24 protein-coding genes are annotated in these 23,414 nt (G+C 33.9%); 18 read left to right on the top strand and 6 right to left on the bottom strand.

Annotated features, from left to right (window positions below; genetic code table 11):
• Window positions 1-61 precede the first annotated feature (61 nt).
• The 3 genes from AC4FQ3_RS19125 to hemA form a co-directional block, all read right to left on the bottom strand.
• Window positions 62-727 carry a uroporphyrinogen-III synthase gene (locus AC4FQ3_RS19125; protein WP_491182899.1) on the bottom strand — a complete coding sequence of 222 codons (666 nt, stop codon included), beginning with the start codon at window positions 725-727 and terminating at the stop codon, window positions 62-64.
• On the bottom strand, window positions 728-1,651 hold the full coding sequence (gene hemC, locus AC4FQ3_RS19120) for a hydroxymethylbilane synthase (protein ID WP_491182898.1): 924 nt from the start codon (window positions 1,649-1,651) through the stop codon (window positions 728-730).
• Between the two features lie 107 nt (window positions 1,652-1,758).
• Window positions 1,759-3,009: a glutamyl-tRNA reductase gene (gene hemA, locus AC4FQ3_RS19115; RefSeq protein ID WP_302094049.1), complete on the bottom strand. Its 1,251-nt coding sequence runs from the start codon at window positions 3,007-3,009 to the stop codon at window positions 1,759-1,761.
• A 227-nt stretch (window positions 3,010-3,236) separates the two neighbouring features.
• Between hemA and AC4FQ3_RS19110 the strand changes: the two genes are divergently transcribed.
• The 8 genes from AC4FQ3_RS19110 to AC4FQ3_RS19075 all read left to right on the top strand — a co-directional run bounded on the left by AC4FQ3_RS19110 (window position 3,237) and on the right by AC4FQ3_RS19075 (window position 10,050).
• Complete coding sequence (locus tag AC4FQ3_RS19110; RefSeq protein WP_042563598.1) at window positions 3,237-4,109, top strand: helix-turn-helix domain-containing protein; 873 nt, start codon at window positions 3,237-3,239, stop codon at window positions 4,107-4,109.
• 248 nt (window positions 4,110-4,357) lie between these two features.
• Entirely contained in the window at window positions 4,358-5,371 is a 1,014-nt protein-coding gene (gene hemH / locus AC4FQ3_RS19105; protein ID WP_491182897.1) for a ferrochelatase, read from the top strand.
• 100 nt (window positions 5,372-5,471) lie between these two features.
• Window positions 5,472-6,020: a CopD family protein gene (locus AC4FQ3_RS19100; protein ID WP_042563596.1), complete on the top strand. Its 549-nt coding sequence runs from the start codon at window positions 5,472-5,474 to the stop codon at window positions 6,018-6,020.
• 169 nt (window positions 6,021-6,189) lie between these two features.
• Entirely contained in the window at window positions 6,190-7,605 is a 1,416-nt protein-coding gene (locus tag AC4FQ3_RS19095; protein ID WP_082036914.1) for an ATP-binding protein, read from the top strand.
• A gap of 10 nt (window positions 7,606-7,615) precedes the next feature.
• Window positions 7,616-8,398, top strand: a complete 783-nt coding sequence (locus AC4FQ3_RS19090) for an enoyl-CoA hydratase/isomerase family protein (protein ID WP_073394386.1) — start codon at window positions 7,616-7,618, stop codon at window positions 8,396-8,398.
• Window positions 8,399-8,570: 172 nt separating this feature from the next.
• On the top strand, window positions 8,571-8,969 hold the full coding sequence (locus AC4FQ3_RS19085; RefSeq protein ID WP_042563594.1) for a hypothetical protein: 399 nt from the start codon (window positions 8,571-8,573) through the stop codon (window positions 8,967-8,969).
• A gap of 11 nt (window positions 8,970-8,980) precedes the next feature.
• Window positions 8,981-9,466: a DinB family protein gene (locus AC4FQ3_RS19080; RefSeq protein WP_491182896.1), complete on the top strand. Its 486-nt coding sequence runs from the start codon at window positions 8,981-8,983 to the stop codon at window positions 9,464-9,466.
• A gap of 104 nt (window positions 9,467-9,570) precedes the next feature.
• Window positions 9,571-10,050 carry a hypothetical protein gene (locus AC4FQ3_RS19075; RefSeq protein WP_131494897.1) on the top strand — a complete coding sequence of 160 codons (480 nt, stop codon included), beginning with the start codon at window positions 9,571-9,573 and terminating at the stop codon, window positions 10,048-10,050.
• Here AC4FQ3_RS19075 and AC4FQ3_RS19070 read toward each other — a convergent pair.
• The 3 genes from AC4FQ3_RS19070 to AC4FQ3_RS19060 form a co-directional block, all read right to left on the bottom strand.
• On the bottom strand, window positions 10,047-10,700 hold the full coding sequence (locus AC4FQ3_RS19070; protein WP_302094042.1) for a metal-dependent transcriptional regulator: 654 nt from the start codon (window positions 10,698-10,700) through the stop codon (window positions 10,047-10,049). The genes AC4FQ3_RS19075 and AC4FQ3_RS19070 overlap by 4 nt on opposite strands.
• An 89-nt stretch (window positions 10,701-10,789) precedes the next feature.
• On the bottom strand, window positions 10,790-12,661 hold the full coding sequence (locus tag AC4FQ3_RS19065; protein WP_463459365.1) for an Nramp family divalent metal transporter: 1,872 nt from the start codon (window positions 12,659-12,661) through the stop codon (window positions 10,790-10,792).
• Between the two features lie 75 nt (window positions 12,662-12,736).
• The gene (locus tag AC4FQ3_RS19060; protein WP_491182895.1) at window positions 12,737-13,129 is read right to left on the bottom strand and encodes a Fur family transcriptional regulator; all 393 of its coding nucleotides are present in this window, start codon (window positions 13,127-13,129) and stop codon (window positions 12,737-12,739) included.
• 95 nt (window positions 13,130-13,224) lie between these two features.
• On the opposite strand from AC4FQ3_RS19060, the gene AC4FQ3_RS19055 reads away from it, so the two are divergent.
• The 10 genes from AC4FQ3_RS19055 to tnpA all read left to right on the top strand — a co-directional run bounded on the left by AC4FQ3_RS19055 (window position 13,225) and on the right by tnpA (window position 23,238).
• Complete coding sequence (locus AC4FQ3_RS19055) at window positions 13,225-13,578, top strand: MerC domain-containing protein (RefSeq protein ID WP_491182894.1); 354 nt, start codon at window positions 13,225-13,227, stop codon at window positions 13,576-13,578.
• A gap of 11 nt (window positions 13,579-13,589) precedes the next feature.
• A complete protein-coding gene (locus AC4FQ3_RS19050; RefSeq protein ID WP_491182893.1) occupies window positions 13,590-14,501 on the top strand; it encodes an NAD(P)/FAD-dependent oxidoreductase in 912 nt (303 codons plus the stop codon).
• A 257-nt stretch (window positions 14,502-14,758) separates the two neighbouring features.
• On the top strand, window positions 14,759-17,017 hold the full coding sequence (locus AC4FQ3_RS19045; RefSeq protein WP_491182892.1) for a TonB-dependent receptor: 2,259 nt from the start codon (window positions 14,759-14,761) through the stop codon (window positions 17,015-17,017).
• 173 nt (window positions 17,018-17,190) lie between these two features.
• Window positions 17,191-17,655, top strand: a complete 465-nt coding sequence (locus tag AC4FQ3_RS19040) for a thioredoxin family protein (protein ID WP_491182891.1) — start codon at window positions 17,191-17,193, stop codon at window positions 17,653-17,655.
• 152 nt (window positions 17,656-17,807) lie between these two features.
• Window positions 17,808-18,644 (top strand): hypothetical protein, encoded by an 837-nt coding sequence (locus AC4FQ3_RS19035; protein WP_491182890.1) that lies wholly within the window; start codon window positions 17,808-17,810, stop codon window positions 18,642-18,644.
• 113 nt (window positions 18,645-18,757) lie between these two features.
• Complete coding sequence (locus AC4FQ3_RS19030) at window positions 18,758-19,918, top strand: lycopene cyclase family protein (RefSeq protein ID WP_073394377.1); 1,161 nt, start codon at window positions 18,758-18,760, stop codon at window positions 19,916-19,918.
• Window positions 19,919-20,174: 256 nt separating this feature from the next.
• Window positions 20,175-20,600 carry an ArsR/SmtB family transcription factor gene (locus AC4FQ3_RS19025; protein WP_052483568.1) on the top strand — a complete coding sequence of 142 codons (426 nt, stop codon included), beginning with the start codon at window positions 20,175-20,177 and terminating at the stop codon, window positions 20,598-20,600.
• 165 nt (window positions 20,601-20,765) lie between these two features.
• Window positions 20,766-21,176, top strand: a complete 411-nt coding sequence (locus AC4FQ3_RS19020; protein WP_029271207.1) for a BrxA/BrxB family bacilliredoxin — start codon at window positions 20,766-20,768, stop codon at window positions 21,174-21,176.
• 244 nt (window positions 21,177-21,420) lie between these two features.
• Window positions 21,421-22,779 (top strand): oxygen-dependent tRNA uridine(34) hydroxylase TrhO, encoded by a 1,359-nt coding sequence (gene trhO / locus AC4FQ3_RS19015; RefSeq protein WP_491182889.1) that lies wholly within the window; start codon window positions 21,421-21,423, stop codon window positions 22,777-22,779.
• Window positions 22,780-22,803: 24 nt separating this feature from the next.
• A complete protein-coding gene (gene tnpA / locus AC4FQ3_RS19010; protein WP_491182888.1) occupies window positions 22,804-23,238 on the top strand; it encodes an IS200/IS605 family transposase in 435 nt (144 codons plus the stop codon).
• Window positions 23,239-23,414: the final 176 nt, after the last annotated feature.

Raw genomic sequence — 23,414 nt, 5'->3', positions numbered from 1 at the left:
ATTGTTGTTGATTATTTTATATACCTACAAGGTTTTGAAAACCTTGCAGGAAGCGTATATGTTATTTATATTCTTCAATTACATCTTCAATCACATCCTCAACCGTTGGCTGATCAGCAATAATGATGTTCTTTGTAATTTTTGCTAAAGCTTCAGCAGTGGTTTCTCCAATGCAAAAGCACTTTTCTTTCTTGATCGTGTTATCTTTCAAATAACTTTCAACGCCGGAAGGACTAAAAAATAAGATCGCATCAACGGCTGTTTTTATTTTCTGAGGCGTTAATGAAGTATCATAAACCTTAATCTCGTTGAATTTTACATCGGCTTCTTTTAAAGCCTGAGGCAATGTTTCTCTGCGAAGATTTCCGCTGAAAAAAGTATAGCTTTCACGTCCATAAATCAAAGTGATGATTTCGGCTAAATCTGAAGCATACCCTGTGTAAGCGACAACATTAAAGCCACTTTCAGATAAAAGGATTTTTGTTTTTAAACCAACACAAAAAACGTTTTTACTTTTGAGCTGTTCTGATTTTGGATCAGATAAAACACTATGAACCGCATTTTGACTTGTAAAAATCAAATTATCGTTGAGGTCTTTTAACTCGAAAGATTTATTTTGAGTCTGAATGAAATCAGTATCAATAACTTCAAGATTGGCTTTTATCAATGCTTGTTTTTGTTCGCCCGATAGCTTTTTTGTAGATAATATTTGAATTGATTTTGCCATTTATTTTTTTAAAGATTCTTTAATAGATGCCATCAATTCGGCTCCGCCATTGTTTAGAATTTCCTGTGCCGAATGAAAACCTAATTTTTTCCATTCTGAAATATCAACGGTTTTTTCGATTTCCAATTTTTGCTTTCCATCAACAGAAAGTAAAATGCCTTGAAAATGCAAAGTGTCCTCATCTTCATTATATCGAACCAAAGCCCCAATTGGCGCGGTACAACCGCCTTCCAGCGTTCTTAAAAACTGACGTTCAATATAAGTACAGATTTCAGTTTCAATATCATTTAATTGTGAAAGTGCGTCGAGTGTATAATTGTCATTTTCCATTGCCACAACCAGCATTGCTCCTTGTGCCGGCGCGGGAATCATCCAATCTAAATTGATATAATTTTCTGGTTTCAGGTTGATGCGCTCCAAACCTGCAGCGGCAAAAACAGCTCCGTCCCAATTATTGTCTTGTAGTTTTTGCATACGCGTATTTACATTTCCGCGTAAATCAACCACAGTATGATTTGGGTATTTATTGAACCATTGTGCCTGACGACGCAAACTTCCGGTAGCAATGGTACTTGGATTTGCAAAATTAGGATTTCCTTTATGAACTAAAATATCCACGACATTGGCTCTTTCTAAAACCGCAGCCTGAACAATTCCTTTTGGTAAAGCCGTTGGAACATCTTTCATCGAATGAACTGCAATGTCACAATCGCCGTTAATCATAGCAATGTCAAGAGTTTTAGTAAAAATTCCGGTAATCCCAAGTTCGTACAAAGGTTTATCCAGAATAATATCACCTTGAGATTTAACCGCAACAATTGAGGTTTTATAACCTAAATCGTTTAATTTTTTCTCGACAGTATGTGCTTGCCAAAGTGCCAATTCGCTATCGCGTGTTCCTATTCTGATTGTTTTTTCAGCCATGTTTTACTTTTTCTCCACCATATAAGTTATATAAGTAAATTTAAGCAATGCGTAAATAACTATAGTTAAATGAACTTATATAACTTATATGGTGGAAAATTATGTTTTTAAGATGCTTTTATTTTAAAGACTTTTTCGATCCATTCGATGCTTTCATCGACCATGGTGTCGTCGTCTTTTAAGTGATTGGCAAAATGTGTAGTGATTTTTTGAATAATTCTGTTGCTGATAATTTCAGCCTGGGCTTCATTAAAATCTGCAATTTTTCTGCTTTGAAAATCTAATTCTGAAACTTTAATAGCATTCAGTTTTTCTTTTAAAGCATTTATAGTAGGAGCAAATTTTCGTCCTTTTGTCCAGGTTACAAATTCCTCTTTAATTTCTTCAATAATTGCTTCGGCAGCAGGAATATGTAGTTTTCTGTTTTCCAAAGTTTCATCTGTCAATTGAGACAAATAATCCATATGAATCAAAGTTACACCTTCTAATTCCTCTACATTTTCATGAACGTTTTTCGGAATCGATAAATCCAGAATCAATAAAGGTTTTTTAAGATTTAAAATCGCTTTATCAACCGTTGGGTTTTGTGCGCCAGTTGCGACAACCACAACATCGGCTTTTTGAAGTTCTAAATGCAGTTCCGAATAATCTTTAACAATCAAATTTAGTTTTCCGGCCAATTTCTCAGCTTTGTCTTTCGTTCTGTTGATTAAAGTAATGTGTTCGTTTTTGGTATGTTTTACCAGATTCTCACAAGTATTTCTTCCAATTTTTCCTGTTCCGAAAAGTAAAATGTTTTTATTACCGATATCCTCTACATTTTTGATAATGTATTGAACCGATGCAAAAGAAACCGAAGTCGCTCCAGAACTAATTTCTGTTTCGTTCTTGATTTTTTTGCTAGCCTGAATCACGGCGTTAACCAATCTTTCCATAAAAGTATTGGCTAAACCCATTGATTTAGAATGTGTAAAACTGGTTTTGATTTGAGATATAATTTCAAAATCGCCAAGAATCTGACTGTCTAAACCAGTTCCTACGCGAAACAAATGGTTTATAGCTTCCTGATTCTTATAAACGAATCCCACTTTTTGGAAAGCATCCACAGATCCGTTACTATTATCGCAAATAAGTTTTATTAATTGAAAAGGGTGTTCAGCAAAACCGTAGATTTCGGTTCTGTTGCAAGTCGAAGTGACAATTAAACTTTCTATTCCTTCTATTTTAGCTTGTTCCAGCAAACGCGTTTTTGCAACTGCATCCAAACTAAATTGACCTCTAACCTCAGCATCAGCTTTTTTATAACTCAGACCAACTGAATAAAAATATAGGTGTTTCGGTGCGTTATTGTTTTCCATAAATCTACTTTCATAAAAGTGCAACAAAATTATCATTATAGTGTTTATAAAAGTAACGCTAAAAGTACTTTTTGTATCGCTGCATGTTTTTTTGTTTCTAAACGTCTGTTTTTATGCAAAAAGAAGTATTTTTGTAGCAAAATCAAGTTGTTAGAAATGATTTGTTTAGAGTGATTCTAAATAACATTTCCAATTTATTATGATTTTAGTTTTAAAAAAATATCGCTATGAGTTCTCAGGAAATTATAAAAATTGAAGACGACTTTACGCTTATTCGTTTTCAAAACGATAGTTCAGAACCATTTTTTGGACAGCACGAAGTTGGTAGTGGTCTGATACAGTTTCACTTCGGGATAAAAGGCAATGCTAAATTCTTGTTTAATCAAGGCACTTACGCTTTAGATTTAAAGGAAGAAAAATCGCTGCTTTTATACAATCCACAAAAAGAATTACCGCTGAATTTAGAGTTGGCTCCAAATTCATGGGTCATTTCTGTAATTGTATCGATCAAGAAATTTCACGCGTTGTTTTCTGCAGAAGCAGATTATATTACTTTTTTAAGTCCTGATAATAAGGACAAAAAATATTATAACGAAGGTAATATTAGTCCTTCTATGGCTATTGTGCTAAGCCAGCTGTTTCATTACAACCTTCATCCATCGATAAAAAACCTTTATTACAAAGGAAAAGGATACGAATTATTGAGTTTGTATTTTAACAGAACCGAAGATCCAAACGCAGAACAATGTCCGTTTTTAATTGATGAAGACAACGTTTTGAAGATTCGAAAAGCAAAAGAAATTATCATCGCCAATATGGCTGAGCCTCCCGGATTGCAAGAACTCGCAGACGAAATTGGTTTGAATTTGAAAAAACTTAAAATGGGTTTCAAACAAATTTACGGAGATACAGTTTATGGTTTCCTTTTTGACTATAAAATGGATTTCGCCAGAAAATTGTTGGACAGCGGATCATATAACGTAAACGAAGTGGGATTGAAAATCGGTTACAGCACAGGAAGTCACTTTATAGCAGCATTCAAGAAAAAGTTTGCGACAACTCCAAAAAAGTATTTGATGTCGATTAATACGAATGTTTAGGTTTTTGTCCGCCACTCTCGATAGCTATCGGGATTCACAAATTAGCACGAATTTTAAATCTGCGAAAACCTGTTAAACCCGTTAAATCAGTGTGCCAATATCCAGAAATCAATTTTCGATATTGAACAATAAATAAAAAGTAATAATTATCATATTTCTAAAAAGTAGCAATTTCTACTTTTGACGGAATTTTTAAAAACAAATTAAACGCTTAAAGCCTAGAGCTTAAAGCCTAAAGCAAAGAATAAATGAAAGGCGTATTATTAGTAAACTTGGGATCTCCAGAAAGTCCAACTACAAAAGATGTAAAACCGTACTTAGACGAATTTTTAATGGATAAATACGTGATCGATGTTCCGTATTTGTTGAGAGCTTTTTTAGTTCGTGGTATTATCCTAAGAAAAAGACCGGAAGAATCAGCACATGCATACGCTAAAATCTGGTGGGAAGAAGGTTCTCCGTTAGTAGTGCTGTCTGAAAGAATGCAAAAGAAAGTACAGCCTTTAGTAAATGTTCCTGTTGCTTTGGCAATGCGCTACGGAAGCATGACGATCGAAAAAGGACTTCAGGAATTGCATGATAAAGGAGTTACAGAAGTAATGCTTTTTCCGTTATATCCGCAATATGCAATGGCTTCGACCTTGACTATTTTGGTTAAAGCTGAGGAAATTCGTAAAAAGAAATTTCCACAAATGACTTTTACGGATGTTCCTGCGTTTTACAACAAACCGGATTATATTAAAAACCTTGCTGATTCAATTCAGAAACATTTAGTTGGTTTTGATTATGATCATTTATTATTCTCTTATCATGGAATTCCGGAGCGTCATATTCGTAAAACCGATGTAACGAAATCACATTGTAAAATTGATGGTTCTTGTTGTAACACGCCTTCGCCGGCACACGATTTCTGTTACCGTCACCAATGTTATGAAACAACAAGACAAGTCGTGAAATTATTAGGACTTCCTGCTGATAAATACAGTCTTACTTTTCAATCTCGTTTAGCAGGAGACAAATGGTTAGAACCTTATACTGATGTTGAAATTGATAAAATGCCGGGAAAAGGAATCAAAAATTTAGCGGTAGTAACCCCGGCTTTCGTTTCTGATTGTTTAGAAACCCTGGAAGAAATCGCCATGCGTGCCAAAGAAGATTTTGAAGCAAACGGAGGAAAAGAATTCTTGGCAATTCCGTGTTTGAATGATGATGATGAATGGTGCCAGACTGTGAGTAACTGGATTAATGATTGGGCTAAATAGAAAATAGAGAATAGAGTAAAGAGTAAAGAGTAAAGAGTAAAGATTGTTGAGCATAATCAACTTTAAAAAAACTTGAAACTTGAAACCTGAAACAAAAAGCATGGAATATTATAATTATCTAAAATCACTGCATCTTATATTTGTAATAACCTGGTTCGCGGGTTTGTTTTATATTGTACGTTTATTCGTGTACCAAATTGAAGCCAACGAAAAGCCATCTCCTGAAAAGGAAATTTTACAAGCACAGTACAAAATAATGACCTATCGTTTGTGGTATATTATTACTTGGCCATCGGCAGTTTTGGCAAGTATTTTTGCTTTTTGGATGCTGTTCTTTACAGATGCAGGTCATGTATGGATGAAAATGCCGTGGATGCATGTAAAATTATGTTTCGTTTTTCTTTTATATTTATATCACGGAAAATGTCATCAAATATTCAAACAGCTTCAAAACGATGAGGTAAAATATACTAACAATTTTATGCGTTTATGGAATGAAGGAGCAACAATTATCCTTTTTGCCGTGGTTTTTTTAGTAGTTTTAAAAAGTGCCATCAACTGGATATTTGGTGTAATCGGAATCTTTTTATTCTCAATAATTATTATGCTGGGATTCCGTTTTTATAAAAGAATAAGAGAGAAAAAATAGTTTTTTTAGTTTCAAGTTTCAGGTTTCAAGTTGCCACCCGCAACGGAACATGAAACTTGACACGAGGCAGAGCCGAATTGGCGAAGCAAACCTGAAACAAAAGAAACAAAACATGTTGAACAACCTAAAAATGTCAATGCTTTCATTACGAACAAGGATTTTCCTGTCGATGATTGTATTGATTGTTGTGGCATCTTTTTTATTGGCTTCCATTTCGATTATTCAATTTAAAAATGAAGCTAAAGAATATCATCAGGAACGTTTAGAACGAAAAGAAAATGCGGTAAAAGAACATATCAATTACGTTCTGGCAACCACAACCTATCCTTTAAAAACGGCTAATTTAGATTTGATTTTTAAAGATAAAATTCATGAACTGGCCCAAATTCACAAAATCGAAATCAATATTTACAGTCTTGACGGAAAACTGCTGAAATCCTCAAAAGAATCTTTTGCGGTTGATAAAGTAGCGCCTCCGGTTCCGGACTATATATTGAAACTGGTTCGGTCTTCTATCGAAAAACGTTTTGTTGACATTAAAACCATCGACGGAGTCAAAAACAGATCATCATATAGTTTAATTAAAGACGAAAAATTTAAACCACTCGGCATTTTAAACCTACCATATTTAGAAGACGATGGTTATTACGATAATGAGTTAAATACTTTCCTGATTCGTTTAAGTCAGGTGTATTCCTTTATGTTGATTGTGGCTTTTGCTTTGGCGTATTTCCTGTCAACTTATATCACAAAATCATTAAAAACCATTTCGGATAGATTGGAAGAAACCAATCTGGATCAGAAAAACGAGAAAATTGTTTTAGAAGCCAATAGTAAAGAAGTTAATTTCCTGATTAAGGCATATAACGGAATGGTCGACAAATTGGAAACCAGTGCTATAAAACTGGCTCAAAGTGAACGTGAAGAAGCCTGGCGCGAAATGGCAAAACAGGTAGCACACGAAATTAAAAATCCGCTTACGCCAATGCGTTTAACGGTGCAGAGTTTTCAACGCAAGTTTGATCCAACGGCACCAGATGTAAAACAGAAACTAAACGATTATTCTGAAACCTTAATTCAGCAAATTGATACAATGACGGCAGTGGCTTCGGCATTTTCAAATTTTGCTTCGATGCCGGCACAGCAAAATGAAACTTTGAATGTGGTTGAGGTTGTGGAACTTTCACTGGATATTTTCAACGAAGATTATATTGTTTTTGAAAGTGAAGAAGAAGAAATTATCTCCAAAATGGACCGTACACAACTGATTCGCGTTATTACCAACTTGGTTAAAAATGCAACGCAGGCCATTCCGGAAAGTCAGTTTCACAAATCAATTTTGGTTACCGTAAAACGAAGAAACAACAATGTCGAAATCGCAGTAAGAGATAACGGAATTGGGATTCAGAAACAAGATATCAGTAGAATCTTCGAACCAAAGTTTACCACCAAAACAAGCGGAATGGGACTTGGACTCGGAATTATCAAAAACATCATAGAAAATTACAAAGGAACAATTACCTTTGAATCAACTTACGGAAAAGGAACCACTTTTAGAGTTTCCTTGCCTATCACAAACTCATAAAACCACTGTCATGAACTACGAAAATCTTTTAATTTCTATTGAAGAAAGAATTGCAACGGTAACCATTAATCGACCTACAAAGTTGAATGCCTTAAACAAAGCAACAATTAGTGATTTGAGTAAAGCGGTAAAATTATTGGCTAAAAACGATGATGTTCGTGTTATCATAATTACAGGAAGTGGAGAAAAGGCATTTGTGGCCGGAGCTGATATTTCAGAATTTGCAAATTATACTATTGTCGAAGGCGCACAACTTGCGGCTGAAGGACAAGAAACCTTATTTGATTTTATAGAAGGTTTAAAGAAACCTGTAATTGCAGCCGTAAATGGTTTTGCACTTGGCGGCGGATTAGAGTTGGCAATGGCTTGTCATTTTAGAGTTGCTTCAGATAATGCAAAAATGGGATTACCAGAGGTAACTTTAGGATTAATTCCGGGTTACGGAGGAACGCAGCGTTTGCCTCAGTTAGTGGGAAAAGGCCGTGCAATGGAAATGATTATGACGGCAGCAATGATTTCTGCAGAAGAAGCCAAAGAATATGGTCTGGTAAATCACGTAGTTCCTCAGGCTGAACTTTTGACTTTTACAAACGTAATTGCCCAAAAAATCATTAAAAATGCTCCGTTTGCTATCAGTAGAGCAATAAAAGCAATAAATGCTAATTATACAGACGGTAAAAATGGTTTTGATACCGAAATCAAATCATTTGGAAAATGTTTCGGAACTCAGGATTTTAAAGAAGGAACAACTGCATTTTTAGAAAAACGTAAAGCAGAATTTACCGGGAAATAGAGTTATACCACAGAGATACACAAAGATTTCACGAAGTTTCCCAAAGAATTTTATGCAAAGCTTTGCGAACCTTGCGTAAATCCTAGTGAACTTAGCGGTAAAATAACACACAAAGATTCACTAAGAAAAAACTTAGAAACTTAGCATCTCAGAACCTTAGCAACTTAAAAAAATGTACGAACCTATATTTGCTCTTTTTTGTGAGCGTGTAAAAGAAAGCATTCAAAGCGGCACTTTTGCAAAATTAACTTTAGCCAAAACAATGGGCGATACTGAAATTAAGAACATCTATTTTAGATTAGTTCTTAATGAAGATAATACCTATTCAATTTCATTGACAACTCGTTACAAAACAGAAGAAATTGAAAGCATTCATACCCTAGATGAAGCTTTATTGGTTTTAGGAACTTACATCAAAAATCCGTTTTTGACAGCTCTTTTGTTTACAACTGATAATGATGTGACTTTTAAAGTTAACAAAAAGAACGCCGGAAGTATCATCGAACAAGAACCAACATTTAAAAATGCGTCTCCGGTAATGCTTGAAATGATCGAAAAAGGGATTGTTTAAACTTAAAATTTATGGACGAACTGAAAACAATGTTATGGAAACAATTTGGTGCCGTAATAGATATGCTCGAAAGTTCAATTTTGGTTTGTCCGGAAAGTTTTTGGGATAAAAAAGATTTTTGCTATTCTGCTTATCATACCCTTTTTTGGATTGATTATTATTCGTCTACAGAACCTGATACATTTTCTCCGCCCAAACCGTTTTCTTTATCTGAATTAGATCCCAAGGGAATTTTACCTGAAAGAGTTTATTTAAAACAAGAATTGTTAGAATATCTGGAGTATTCCCGTAAAAAAGTCTTCTTTTTAATTGATGGACTAAATGAAAAAACTTCAAAAGAAAGATTCATAACCAAAAAGAAAAACTACAATAGAATTGAAATGATCCTATACAACATGAGACATGCTCAGCATCATGTAGGTCAGTTAAATTTGTTGTTGAGGCAAAATGAAGATGTTGCAGGGAAATGGGTTTCTCAAACCGATAAAAAATACTGATGAACAAATATGTCTTATTTTAGGAGAATTAAAATTTTATTGCTCTTTTATTGTAAAACAACTTCCTATTTTTGCCGAAAAATTAATAGCTAAATTATTTTCAGATGAATGTTTATACAATGTCACACAGGCTGAAAGTTTTTATTGTAGTTTTTTCCATTTTACTAATACTCATATTTGTGAGTTTGTTAATGGTTCCTTTCCTTTCATTACCTTCAGATTCATTGGCATTTCAAGTATATGGCAAAAGTTTATCGACAGGTTATTTGTTTTATTTGACTCCTGTATTGAGTTTTATCATGATCATTTTTGCGGTTCTTTTAATAATAAATGCTTTTAGAAAAAAAGTTATTTTCACTAATGATGCTATAATTTCAAAGGATATATTTGAAACCCGTAAATTGATTTTTAGTGAGATAAAGGGTTTTGGAATAAGTAATTTTATGCTTTATATTGAAACAAATTCGAACGCTAAAAAACGAATTGCAATCAATGTATTAAGTTTGAACAAAGTAGATAATTTGATGCAAAATTTAGAAAGCAAATTCGTTAATCTGGATTTTCTTGTAACTGAAAAAGCCTAAACCAGCTTCACAAACAAATTCGAAGCAATCTTATTCGAAATTGATAATTCTCTGCTGTCAACTTTTATTTTGACCGATAAATCGAAAGATTCTTTGGACAAGAATTCAATTTTAGAACCTAATGCAATTTCTTGTTTGTCCAGATATTTCAGGAATTCAGATGAAGTATCTTTCACGCCTACGCAAACACCAACCTGATTTTCGGTTAATTCAGAAAGCAGTTGTTTTTCAATCTTAACAATTCTGCCATTTGCGTCCGGAATAGGGTCGCCATGCGGATCTTCCGTTGGATTACCTAAAAAGTCATCCAGACGGTTAATCAATTGCTCAGATTTGATGTGTTCCAATTGTTCAGCAATATCATGAACCTCATCCCAGGAAAAGTTGAGTTTTTCGACTAAAAACACTTCCCATAAACGATGTTTTCTAACAATCATTTTGGCGGCTAACTTTCCGTTCTCCGTTAAAGAAACGCCCTGATATTTTTTATAATTCACTAAATCTTTCTCAGACAGTTTTTTAAGCATATCCGTAACCGATGAAGCTTTCGTCTCCATCATTTCAGCAATTGCATTTGTGCTTACTTCTGTTTCTAATGAAGCAGTAAGATGGTATATCGCTTTAAGGTAGTTTTCTTCTGAAAAAGTCATTTCTTTTATTTTTGAGGTTCAAAGCTGCAAAGGGACAAAGGTTCAGAGTTTTCAAACCTTTGTCCCTTTGCAACTTTAGTACTTTGTCCCTATTTTTTAACAATCAACAAAGGTATAGAAATTTTATGTCTCAATTTGTCTACCGTTGTGCCAAATAAAATATCTTTTAAGCCAGTGTGGCCGTGGGTTCCCATTACCAGAATATCGAAATTTCCCTGATTGATAATCTTCGGGATCACGGTGTTCGGTTTTCCAAAGCCAAGTTCAGTTTCGATTCTGAAACCTTTCTGCGAAAGCATATCTTTATATTCTAATAATAACTTTTCATCAACTGTCGTTTCGTGATCGTCGACATGACCTCCGTACATTAATGCACCAACAGTTTCAACAATGTGAATTAAGGTGTATTGCGCTTCGATTCCGCCCAGTTCAAACGCATTGTTTAGTGCAGCTTCATCGGCTTTCGAGAAATCGACTGAAATGGCGATGTTTTTCTTGCTGTAAACGGTTCTTGGCGTATATTCCAGTTTTAAATGATGAGGTGAATGATTTTCGATATTCGATTTTATTCGGGCAATAAATGGTTTGAATACGATGTAAAGCAACAAAGTCAAAAATCCAAAAGCAAGCGGAACAACCGTAAACCATAGAAATATGGGATGATTTGAACTTTCAAGCCATGAAGAAATCTCATCATAAACTAACTTAGCGTTTAGCGTTACGATAATCAAAGCAATAATCCAGGCTGCAATTTGGGTTATTTTGGAAATATGAAACCCTTTCATTTTGGTTTTATCGCTCACAAAATGTATCAGCGGAATAATCGCAAACCCTAATTGTAAACTCAAAATAACCTGACTTAGAATTAAAAGTTTTCCGGTTACGCTTTCGCCATAAATTAAAATCACGATTACGGCAGGAACAATGGCAATTAAACGCGTTATGATTCGGCGTACCCAAGGCTGAATTCTTAAATTTAAATAACCTTCCATTACGATTTGTCCGGCTAAAGTTCCGGTTATGGTCGAACTTTGTCCTGCGGCAATTAAGGCAACGGCAAATAAAATGGGAGCCCATTTTGTTCCCAATAACGGTTCGAGAAATTCGTGCGCATCCTGAATTTCGGCCACTTCAAACATTCCGTTTTTATAAAATGTGGCTGCTGCCAAAATTAAAATAGCTGCATTTACGAAAAAGGCCAGATTTAAAGCAATCGTAGAATCGATAAAATTGTATTTCAAAGCCTGTTTGATTCCGGCCGGAGTTCGGTCGAATTTTCTGGTTTGCACCAATGAAGAGTGCAGGTATAAGTTATGCGGCATAACCGTCGCACCAATAATTCCGATAGCGATATATAAAGCAGCTGAACTAGGAATCGAAGGGATCAATCCGATAATTACCTTATCAAGTTCCGGTTCTGCAAAAATCATTTCAAAAATAAAAGAGAATCCAATAATGGCCACTAAAGCGATAATAAACGCTTCCATTTTTCGGATTCCTTTATTGATTAAGAATAATAAAATGAAAGTATCTAAAACGGTAATCAGTACACCTTCAATAAGCGGAATGCCAAATAATAAATTGATTCCAATTGCCATTCCTAAAACTTCTGCTAAGTCACAGGCGGCTATGGCAATTTCGGCAAGAAAGTATAAAATATAATTGATGAATTTAGAATAGGTTTCTCTCGAAGCCTGTGCCAAATCACGTTGTGTTACGATTCCCAGTCTGGCACTCAAACTTTGCAAAAGTAAAGCCATTAGGTTACTCATTAGCAAAACCCAAAGTAAAGAATATCCAAACTGACTTCCGCCAGCGATATCCGTTGCCCAGTTTCCGGGATCCATATAACCCACACTTACTAAATAGGCGGGGCCTAAAAACGCTAATATTTTTCTGAATCCTGTTTTTTTATGTTCTGTAGCAACTGATTGGTGAACTTCTTCTAAAGATTTGGTCATTGTAAAAAATGTTGTTTAAACAAATATAGGGATAAATTATATTCGCACAACAATATTTTTAGGCAAGTCTAAATCTTAAATGTTAGAATTTAAACAATTTGGGCATAATCCTGATAAGGTGAAATTTATCTCTTTCACTTTATAATTATGCGGCATAATATAACTCGGCTTAACATTTTCAAGGCAAGTAATCTCATGACAGTTTTCGCAGCTAAAATGTGCATGATTATGTATGTGTACACGCTGATGAGAATGGTTGCATTTTGCGTATTTAACCGTACCATCAAGATTAGAAACTTTATGAATAATATCATCATTGATTAAGCGATCCAAAATTCTGTAAATCGTAACCCGATCACAAATATCGTTCAGTTGTTTTTGAATTTCGGTATGAGACAGTGCAGTTTTAGATTTGTTAAAAACCTCTAAAACGGCTGTCTTTGCTGCGGTGTTACGTGTTGTTTTCATGTGATATGAATTAATAAATATTTAACGCAACATTGTTGCAATTGATTTTAATGTGTATATTTGCAACAAAATTGCATTAAGCAAATATACAAGAAATGAAGAAAACATCATCATCCTTTTACGATATTTTAGGAATTTCCAGCGCGACTGTTTGTTTGGTTCATTGCCTGGTTTTTCCACTCCTTACAATTTTGCCTTTGGGGTTAAGTCACAATCCTTTTATTGATTTGTTTTTTGCTGTAATTAGTTCGATTGCAGTTTTCAAAATTATCAAAAAATCTAATCTGTTGGTGGCGGCTATTCTTATTATTTCAATGGTATTAATCTGGATTAGTGTTTTAAGTGAAATAATTCTGGACATTCATCTCGACCTGATATTTATTGGAGGTATCGGAATGATCCTGGGGCATCTTTTAAATTATAGATCACATAAAATTAGCAATCATTAAATTAAGAAAGTATGATACAGCAAAAAGATTTTGAAATAATTATTGTTGGTGGAAGTTATAGTGGGCTTTCGGCAGCTATGAGTTTAGGTCGTTCTCTGCGACAAGTCTTGGTTATAGACAGCGGTTTGCCTTGCAACAGACAAACGCCGCATTCCCATAATTTTATTACGCACGACGGTGAAAAGCCTGCTGTTATTTCGGCGAAAGCCAAAATACAAGTAGACTTTTACGATACAGTTCAATTTTATAGCGGACTTGCCGTAGATGCAATTAAAACCGAAAATGGTTTTGAAATTAAAACGGAAGACGAAAAAACATTCACTTCAAAAAAAATATTATTTGCAACCGGAGTTAAAGATTTGCTTCCGGAAATAAAAGGTTTTGCAGATTGCTGGGGAATTTCTGTTCTGCATTGTCCGTATTGCCACGGTTATGAAGTAAAAAAGGAGAAAACCGCAATTATTGCCAATGGCGAAATGGGATTTGAATATGCGAAGTTAATTTCAAACTGGACAAAAGAATTAAGATTATTAACCAACGGAAAATCAACTTTAACCGCCGGGCAAACTAAGATTCTTAAGAAACATCAAATTGAAATTATTGAAGACGAAGTTGATTCATTGGAACATGAAAATGGGAATATTCAAAATGTTGTCTTCAAAAATCAAACAAAAATTGAGGTAAAAGCCATTTATCACAGACCACCTTTTGAACAGCATTGTTCTTTACCGGAAACTTTAGGATGCGAATTAACAGAACAAGGTTTAATAAAGGTTGATATGATGCAGAAAACCAATATTCCTGGCATATATGCAAGTGGCGATTGTGTGATTCAGGCACGATCAGTTGCAATGGCGGTTTCTTCTGGATCTTTCGCCGGCGCTTCTATCAATAAAGAACTTATTGAAGAATCATTCGCTTAACTTAAAACATATTAACATTGATTTTTTTAATTGAACCATTAAGATATTAAGTTTCATTAAGAAGCTAAGCTTAATTTTCTTAATCTCTTAATGGTGAAAAACATTCAATGTTTAATAAAAATCAATGTTAATCATTTTAATCTGTGGCAAAAATCACACACAATGCATTGAATTAAAATCACTTGAAAGTTTTTAGCTCTAGAGTTGTCATTTGTCAAATTTAATTTTTAGTTTTGTCTAAATTTAATTTTATAATAATGAAAAACTCAATATTAGTATTGATTTTGTTTACTTTACAATTCTCGTTTGCTCAGGAAACCACTTCTGTATCTGGTTTTGTATCTGGCGAAGGAAGAAAAATACAAGCCGCAAGTGTATATTTACAGGGAACCAACCAAAAAACAGTTACGGATAGTTTGGGATATTATTCGTTAGAAGATGTTGCTATAGGAAATCATAACATTCAGATTTCTTATTTAGGTTTTCAAACTTTAAAAAAGAAAATTGAAGTCACAAAAGATTCTATAAATACATTTAATTTTGAATTAACAGATAATCAAAATCAACTTAATGAAGTTGTAGTTTCAGGAACCTTAAAAGCGGTGAAACGATTAGAAAGTGCCGTTCCGGTTGAGGTTTATTCACCGGTTTTCTTCAAGAAAAATCCAACAGCTAGTATTTATGAAGCGCTTCAAAATATTAATGGCGTTCGACCACAGCTTAATTGTGGTGTTTGTAATACGGGCGACATTCATATTAACGGATTGGAAGGTCCGTATACATTGGTTTTGATTGATGGAATGCCTATTGTAAGCAGTCTTTCGACGGTTTATGGTTTATCCGGAATTCCGAATTCTTTGGTGGAACGAATTGAAATTGTAAAAGGTCCCGCTTCGTCATTGTACGGAAGCGAAGCTGTTGGCGGTTTGATTAATATTATTACTAAAAACCCAACAACTGCTCCGGTGTTTTCTGCGGATTATTTTACCACTACTTATTTTGAAAGCAATCTTGATTTGGGAACGAAGTTTAACGTTGGAAAAGCAACTTCTCTTATAGGCGTCAATTATTTCAATTACGATCAGGTGATCGATAAAGACAAAGATAATTTTACCGATGTAACGCTTTCTGAACGAATTTCGGTTTTTAATAAATGGAATTTTCGAAGAAATAACAATCGTCTTTTTACGATCGCTGCACGCGGAATGTATGAAGATCGTTGGGGCGGAGATGTTCGTTGGGAGAAAAAGTATAGAGGCGGGGATGAAGTTTACGGTGAAAGCATTTATACCAAAAGAGGAGAATTAATAGGAAGTTATCAATTGCCTTTTGAAGAAAAACTGATGCTTTCGTTTTCCGGAAATGTCCATTATCAGGACAGTCGTTATGGAACAACATCTTATATAGCCAATCAGAAAATTGGATTTTTGCAGTTGACCTGGGATAAAAAAATAGGTCGAAATGATTTACTTGCCGGAATCGCCAATCGATATTCGTATTATGACGATAATACTACAGCAACAAAGGAAGCAGAAAGTACATGGCTGCCTGGAATCTTCGTTCAGGATGAAATTACGCTTTCGCCAAAGAGTCAGGTTTTGCTGGGAATGCGTTACGACTATAACTCCATTCACGGTTCGATTTTTACACCGAGATTTGCTTACCGATGGAAAAAAAGCGACAACACCATTTTTAGATTCAATGCCGGAACAGGATTTCGGGTTGTGAATTTATTTACAGAAGATCATGCAGCACTTACGGGTTCGAGAGATGTTGTGATAAAAAGTGATTTGAAACCGGAACAATCCATCAATGCAAATTTGAATTATATTCAAAAGATAAACTTTACCAACGGAACTTTTCTCGGAATTGAAACAACAGCTTTCTATACCCGATTTAGTAATAAAATCATATCAGATTATGAAACTGACCCCAACAAAATCATTTACGACAACATCAACGGTTATGCCATAAGCCAGGGAATAAGCACAAATGTTGATGTGAATTTTCCAATGGGATTAAAACTGATTTTAGGTGCAACGGTTTTGGATAATAAAAATGTTGAAAACGGAATTTCTGAAAGACCTTTTTTAACGGAAAATTTTACCGGAACCTGGAGCATTTCATATAAAATAGAATCCTTAAATTTATTGTTGGATTATACCGGGAATGTTTACAGTCCGATGAAGTTGCCATTATTGAGTGAATATGATCCGAGAAGTCCAGACTCTCCGTGGTATAGTATTCAGAATATTCAGTTTACATATTCCGGCTGGAAGAATTTTGAGATTTACGGCGGAATCAAGAATCTGTTGAATTTTACTCCAAAACAAAATAATCCGTTTTTGATTTCAAGAACCAATGATCCTTTTGATAAAAACGTGCAATATGATTCGGCAGGGAAAGTTCTGGTTACACCCGATAATCCGTACGGTTTAACTTTTGACACAACTTATGTTTATGGTCAAAACCAGACAATCCGTGGTTTTTTTGGATTGCGATATACTTTGAGGTAAAATGATATGCCACAGATTTTACAGATTAAAAAGATTTTTTTTCGCCACGAATTACACGAATTATCCCGAATTTAATTAGTGAAAATTGGTGAAATTCGTGGCAAACCTTCTTTCAAAATCCTTTTAATCTGCGAATCCCGATAGCAATCGGGAGTGGCAAAAAGCAAAACAAAATGAAAAAGCTAGCATTAATTATTTTCTTTCTTGGAATAACTTCAAATGGATTCTGCCAATTGCAAAGCAGAACTTTTGAAGCGATTGATAGTTTACAACAACTTCAAAAGAGAAAAATTGTCGTTTTTATTCATACCGATTGGTGCCAGTTTTGCCAAAGAATGAAAAATACGACTTTCAAAAATCAGGAAATTATTGATAAACTGAATTCAGATTTTTACTTTATTGATTTTAATGCTGAAGAAAAAAAGGAAGTTACGTTTAATAACCAGCTTTTTAAATATCAGCCAACAGGAAATAATGTTGGTGTTCATGAACTTGCTTTGCAATTAGGAACCATCAACGGACAAATTGTATATCCGGTTTTATGTGTTTTGAATGAGAAAAACGCAATCATTCTGCAATACAATAATTATCTTAATTCTACCAGTTTTAAACTGCTTTTAGAAAAATTGAAAGAATAAAAATCCTTATTTTTGAAAATGGATTCTTCTCAAATAAAACACTTCGATAAAAATATTGATTCTTTTTAAATAAGACTTTTTTAGTGTCTGAGAAAAGTATTTTTTTGTTTCTTTACAAACAAAATAAACTTACAAATAAAAATGACTAAAACATGAGATATTCTTTTTTTATGTTCCTTATGTTTGGTGCATCAGTTGGATTTGCGCAAACAAATATTTTTAGCTCAGAAACAAATGAAGGTGGATCAATAATTTTAGAGAATCCTTTGAAAACGTCTTACGATTCTTCTTATCGTTGGGTTATATATAATATGACAGGACAGTACGGTAATTCGCTTCAATTTTGGAACTATAGTAAAGATGTTTCTCAGTATGGTGCTAAATTAATTTTAACAGACGATGGAAATGTAGGTATTGGCAGAAATCCAAATGCAAAATTAACAGTTAATATGTCTACTAATGATAGTAATGGAGGTATAAAGATGTATGGTTACACTTACCCTTCTGATGTTAATTATTGGTCAGAATCACAATTTGCAATGCAATATAATGGTGTGTTTAAAAATGTAATAAGTAGTGTTGGTAATAGTTATTTTAATGGTGGGAATGTTGGGATAGGTACTTCTGTTCCTCAGGAAAAACTTTCAGTAAACGGTAATATCCGTTCGAAAGAAGTAAAAGTAGAAGCAGTTAATTGGCCTGATTATGTTTTTGAGGAAGATTATAAAATTACTTCATTAGAAAATTTAGAAAAATATATAAAAGCAAATAAACATCTTCCAGAGATTCCAACTGCAAAAGAAGTTGAGATTAATGGTTTGGAATTAGGTGAAATGAATAAGGCTTTGTTGAAAAAGGTGGAAGAGTTAACATTATATCTGATTGATCAGAATAAAGCTTTAGGTGAACAAAAAGAGCAACTAATTGAGCAGCAAAAACTACTTAAAAAACAGCAAGAAGATATTAATAATTTGAAAGCAAGTAAATAATTCGATAACGTGATTCGAAATTCAAAATCCTTTGGAGCATAAGTATTATCTTAATCCAAAGGATTTTTGGTTTTTCAAAAAAATTGAAAGAATAAAAATCCTTATTTTTGAAAATGGATTCTTCTCAAATCAAACACTTCGATTACATTTTTACCGGAACAGGTTTAGCAGCTTTGATGACCGTTTATAAAATGGTTTTGTCCGGAAATTTTGCAGATAAGTCTATTTTACTTTTAGATGAAAATCAAAAGAAAACCAATGACAGGACCTGGTGTTTTTGGGAAAAAGAAGAATCTGTATGGAATTCTGTCATCTCAAAAAAATGGGATTTGGCGTTATTTGCCAATGAGAATTTTAAACGTGATTTGGCGTTGAAGCCTTATCAATACAATCAAATTCGAGGTTTAGATTTTTATAATTTTGTTTTTGACAAACTTTCGAAACAATCCAATATTGTTTTTTCGCAAGAGAAAGTAACCGATATCAACGAACTTGAAACGCACGTTTTTATTGGAACAGAAGAAAATAGATACACTTGTAATTATCTCTTCAATAGCATTTACACTAAAGCTTTTGCTTTAACTCAAAGTAAATATCCGGTTTTGCAACAGCATTTTGTGGGTTGGTTTGTGAAAACTGAAGCTGAAATCTTCAATCCAAAACAAGCGACTTTCATGGATTTTTCGGTAGAGCAAAAAGGCAATACACGCTTTATGTACGTTTTGCCAACTTCTAAAACAGAAGCTTTGGTTGAATATACTTTGTTTTCAGAGAATCTGCTTTCAAAAGAAGAATATGAAAAAGAAATTCGGCTTTATCTACAAAAACTTGGGGCTCAACAATATGAAATTTCAGAAAAGGAGCAGGGAAGTATTCCAATGACATGTTATCCTTTTTGGGAGAAAAACACCAAACGCGTTCTGAATATTGGAACGGCCGGAGGCTGGACAAAAGCAAGTACGGGTTATACTTTTAAAAACTCTGATAAAAAATCAACCCAATTAGTAGCATTTCTTCAAGATAAAAATCTCAAAATGTCTTCCTTTCATAAAAAAAACCGCTTTTGGTTTTATGATTTATTGCTTTTGGATATTTTGTATCGTCATAACGAATTGGGAAGTGCTATTTTTTCTTCTTTATTCAGAAAAGGAAATCCTGCTTTGATTTTTAAATTTCTTGATGAAGAAACAAACTTAGCAGAAGATTTTAAGGTTATTTTAAAATGTCCTAAGATTCCATTTATTAAGGCTTTGTTTCGGGTAATATTTGCTTAGAATTTTTGTTTCACGCAGATTTAAGCAGATTTGTTTTGATTTTTTATGGAATAACTTTAAATGAATCTGTGGGCATCTGCTTAAATCTTCCAAATCTGCGTGCAACTTCTTTGCCTCTGTAAAAATGCCCTATTCTTTTATTTTAAGAACTTCTACAGGCGACTAAAGACTCATTTAACATCTAATTTTGCCGATGAAAACAATGTAAATCTAGCTTAATCGCTCATTTACGATAATGAATTTAATTGGCAAATTTATGGGAATTACAAAACACTTAAATTTTGATATAGAAACAAAGGCAATAGGAAAAATTTGCAAAGCACTTGGACATCCAACGCGAATTCAAATTATGACCCTTTTGTGGAAAAGAAACAATAGAACTTGTGGTGAAATTGTTGAACTGATTCCATTAGCACAATCAACAATTTCCAAGCATTTACTGGAATTAAAAAAAGCAAATCTGGTAAGTATAAAAAATGAAGGGAAGAAAACAATCTATTCTATCGACGTTGACAATATAGAAATACTTAAAAAATATTTGACCAGTTACCTTTCAACTATTGAAATTGCAGAACAAAATAAAGCAACCGTTTTAACTACACGACACAGAATAAGCAGAAACAGCCATTTGAAAGAACACAATTATCAATTTACCCATAAAAAGATAAAAGAGGCAATTTAGATTTTACTAGTAGAATTATTGAAAAAACACTGCATGTATTTATATCATTTTGTTTGATTTAAATCTCATATCGAACTATAACAAAACTTTATACTTCAAATTTACTAGTTGCGAGTAATCTTTGTAACTTTGCAAGATCAAAAGTAAAATTTAAAAGATAAAAATATGTATCCAGAAGAAATGGTAAAACCAATGCAAGCTGAACTTACTGCTGCAGGTTTTCAAGATTTACATAGTGCTGACGCTGTAGATAATGCTATCAAAGCTGAAGGTACCACTTTAGTTGTTGTAAACTCTGTTTGCGGTTGTGCTGCAAGAAATGCACGTCCGGGAGCAAAAATGAGTTTAGAAGGAGCTAAAAAACCAGATCACTTAATTACTGTATTTGCAGGTGTAGATAAAGAAGCTGTTGATGCTGCAAGACAACATATGTTTCCTTTTCCTCCATCTTCGCCATCAATGGCTTTGTTCAAAAACGGAGAATTAGTTCACATGTTAGAGCGTCACCACATCGAAGGTCGCCCGGCAGAATTAATCGCTGAGAATTTACAAGATGCGTTTAACGAGTATTGCTAATTTTTAAGATGCTGAGGTACTGAGTTGCTAAGGTTCTAAGATTTTAGGTTCAAAGAGGCAAAGGTACACAGGTACAAAGATTTAAAAAAAGCACTATTAATTTAGTGCTTTTTTGTTTTTACTAAGTTCGCTCAAAACCTTAGAACCTTAGCAACTTAGTAACTAAGAACCTTTGTTTCTTCAAACCTTTTTCCCTACTTTTGCACCTCAAAAAATAATTTCTAAACTTAAAACTGTTTATAGCATGCAACTGTATAACACTTTGAGCGCAGAAGAAAGAGCCATCATGATCGATGATGCCGGTAAACAACGACTAACGTTGTCTTTCTATGCGTATGCCAAAATTCAAGATCCCAAAAAATTTCGCGACGATTTATTTTTAGCCTGGAATAAGCTCGATGCTTTAGGCCGAATTTATGTTGCCAATGAAGGAATAAATGCTCAAATGAGTATTCCTGAAGAAAATTTGGAAGCTTTTAGAGCAACTCTTGAAGTTTATGATTTCATGAAAGGCATACGATTGAATGAAGCCGTAGAACATGATGATCATTCCTTTTTAAAACTTACGATTAAAGTTCGCGATAAAATCGTTGCTGACGGTTTAAACGACGAAACTTTTGATGTTACAGATATTGGCGTTCACCTGAAAGCCAAAGAATTCAACGATATCCTTGATGATCCAAACACAATTGTAGTAGATTTTAGAAATCACTATGAAAGTGAAGTGGGCCATTTTAAAGGTGCGATTACTCCCGATGTTGAAACTTTTAGAGAGAGTTTACCAATAATCAATGAACAGCTTCAAAATCATAAAGAAGATAAAAACCTTGTAATGTATTGTACAGGCGGAATTCGCTGTGAAAAAGCAAGTGCATATTTTAAACATCAGGGTTTTAAAAATGTCTATCAATTAGAAGGTGGAATTATCAATTACGCCAAACAAATTGAAGCCGAAGGTTTAGAAAGCAAATTCATCGGGAAAAACTTTGTATTCGACAATCGTCTTGGCGAAAGAATCACCGATGATATTATCTCCCAATGCCATCAATGTGGAAAACCTTGTGATAATCACACCAATTGCGAAAATGACGGATGCCATTTGTTGTTCATTCAATGTGATGAATGTAAAACGGCAATGGAAAACTGCTGTTCTACAGAATGTCTGGAAATTATTCATATGCCTTTGGTAGATCAGGTTCGTTTAAGAACCGGAAAACAGGTTGGAAACAAAGTGTTTAGAAAAGGAAAATCTGAAAACCTAAAATTCAAACATTCAGGCGAGTTACCAAATACTGCCTTGGCTTCATCCGAAAAGCCAGCAGATATTCGTCAAAAAATAAAAGTAAAAAAAGTACTTCTTGGAAAAGCCGAACATTATTATGTAAAAGCGCAAGTTGCACAATTTACTATCGAAAATCAGGAACTAAACATTGGCGATAAAATCTTAATTTCCGGACCCACTACAGGTAATCAGGAATTGGTTTTAGAAAAAATGGTCGTTGACGGAGCAGAAACTACGACTGCTAAAATTGGAGATAAAGTTACTTTTGAGATACCATTTCGTATTCGTTTGTCAGATAAATTGTATAAAATTGTAAATTAGCAAAAATTTTATGCTAATTTATTTATGTCACAGTCTTTTACCAAATTATGGATTCATGCAATTTGGGCAACTAAACATCGTCAGGAATTAATTGATTATTCAATTGACAAAAAATTGTACGATTTCATTCATGAAGAGTTAATTCATCTAGGTTGCCCTGTTAGAATCATAAATGGAATGCCAGACCATGTGCATGTTTTATTTTTACAAAATCCACAAAAAACAATCTCAGACATTGTAAAGCAAATAAAAGGAAGTTCTTCTCATTTTATAAATAGAGAAGAACTTATCCTTGAAAAATTTGCCTGGCAAACTGGCTATGCGGCTTTTTCAGTCAGTGAATCTCAGTTAGACGCTGTTTATCATTACATAAAAAATCAAAAGAAACATCATCTAAAGAAAAATGGACAAGATGAATTTGATGAATTTGTAAAATTACATGGATTGGGGAATAAATGAATGTTTAACAATCCGTCTCCCGTGATTAAAACAATGGAATATATTAAAATACCACACACAAAAGGCAAAACATAGCCTGCGGTTTCAACCGCAGGGAAGTAATGTATATCTAAAACGATATTACATCCCGAAAGGTTGATTGACATCGATACGTTTCCAATGGTTGAAACCACGGG

The organism is Flavobacterium sp. AK-345 (genome assembly GCF_058310175.1).
The sequence above is the reverse complement of the archived record's forward strand: the minus strand, read 5'-3'. Positions and strand labels throughout refer to the sequence as shown.

Coding starts and splice junctions, on each gene's coding strand:
- AC4FQ3_RS19125 (WP_491182899.1), bottom strand. CDS start 727: ATGGCAAAATCAATTCAAATATTATCTACAAAAAAGCTATCGGGCGAA.
- hemC (WP_491182898.1), bottom strand. CDS start 1,651: ATGGCTGAAAAAACAATCAGAATAGGAACACGCGATAGCGAATTGGCA.
- hemA (WP_302094049.1), bottom strand. CDS start 3,009: ATGGAAAACAATAACGCACCGAAACACCTATATTTTTATTCAGTTGGT.
- AC4FQ3_RS19110 (WP_042563598.1), top strand. CDS start 3,237: ATGAGTTCTCAGGAAATTATAAAAATTGAAGACGACTTTACGCTTATT.
- hemH (WP_491182897.1), top strand. CDS start 4,358: ATGAAAGGCGTATTATTAGTAAACTTGGGATCTCCAGAAAGTCCAACT.
- AC4FQ3_RS19100 (WP_042563596.1), top strand. CDS start 5,472: ATGGAATATTATAATTATCTAAAATCACTGCATCTTATATTTGTAATA.
- AC4FQ3_RS19095 (WP_082036914.1), top strand. CDS start 6,190: ATGATTGTATTGATTGTTGTGGCATCTTTTTTATTGGCTTCCATTTCG.
- AC4FQ3_RS19090 (WP_073394386.1), top strand. CDS start 7,616: ATGAACTACGAAAATCTTTTAATTTCTATTGAAGAAAGAATTGCAACG.
- AC4FQ3_RS19085 (WP_042563594.1), top strand. CDS start 8,571: ATGTACGAACCTATATTTGCTCTTTTTTGTGAGCGTGTAAAAGAAAGC.
- AC4FQ3_RS19080 (WP_491182896.1), top strand. CDS start 8,981: ATGGACGAACTGAAAACAATGTTATGGAAACAATTTGGTGCCGTAATA.
- AC4FQ3_RS19075 (WP_131494897.1), top strand. CDS start 9,571: ATGAATGTTTATACAATGTCACACAGGCTGAAAGTTTTTATTGTAGTT.
- AC4FQ3_RS19070 (WP_302094042.1), bottom strand. CDS start 10,700: ATGACTTTTTCAGAAGAAAACTACCTTAAAGCGATATACCATCTTACT.
- AC4FQ3_RS19065 (WP_463459365.1), bottom strand. CDS start 12,661: ATGACCAAATCTTTAGAAGAAGTTCACCAATCAGTTGCTACAGAACAT.
- AC4FQ3_RS19060 (WP_491182895.1), bottom strand. CDS start 13,129: ATGAAAACAACACGTAACACCGCAGCAAAGACAGCCGTTTTAGAGGTT.
- AC4FQ3_RS19055 (WP_491182894.1), top strand. CDS start 13,225: ATGAAGAAAACATCATCATCCTTTTACGATATTTTAGGAATTTCCAGC.
- AC4FQ3_RS19050 (WP_491182893.1), top strand. CDS start 13,590: ATGATACAGCAAAAAGATTTTGAAATAATTATTGTTGGTGGAAGTTAT.
- AC4FQ3_RS19045 (WP_491182892.1), top strand. CDS start 14,759: ATGAAAAACTCAATATTAGTATTGATTTTGTTTACTTTACAATTCTCG.
- AC4FQ3_RS19040 (WP_491182891.1), top strand. CDS start 17,191: ATGAAAAAGCTAGCATTAATTATTTTCTTTCTTGGAATAACTTCAAAT.
- AC4FQ3_RS19035 (WP_491182890.1), top strand. CDS start 17,808: ATGAGATATTCTTTTTTTATGTTCCTTATGTTTGGTGCATCAGTTGGA.
- AC4FQ3_RS19030 (WP_073394377.1), top strand. CDS start 18,758: ATGGATTCTTCTCAAATCAAACACTTCGATTACATTTTTACCGGAACA.
- AC4FQ3_RS19025 (WP_052483568.1), top strand. CDS start 20,175: ATGGGAATTACAAAACACTTAAATTTTGATATAGAAACAAAGGCAATA.
- AC4FQ3_RS19020 (WP_029271207.1), top strand. CDS start 20,766: ATGTATCCAGAAGAAATGGTAAAACCAATGCAAGCTGAACTTACTGCT.
- trhO (WP_491182889.1), top strand. CDS start 21,421: ATGCAACTGTATAACACTTTGAGCGCAGAAGAAAGAGCCATCATGATC.
- tnpA (WP_491182888.1), top strand. CDS start 22,804: ATGTCACAGTCTTTTACCAAATTATGGATTCATGCAATTTGGGCAACT.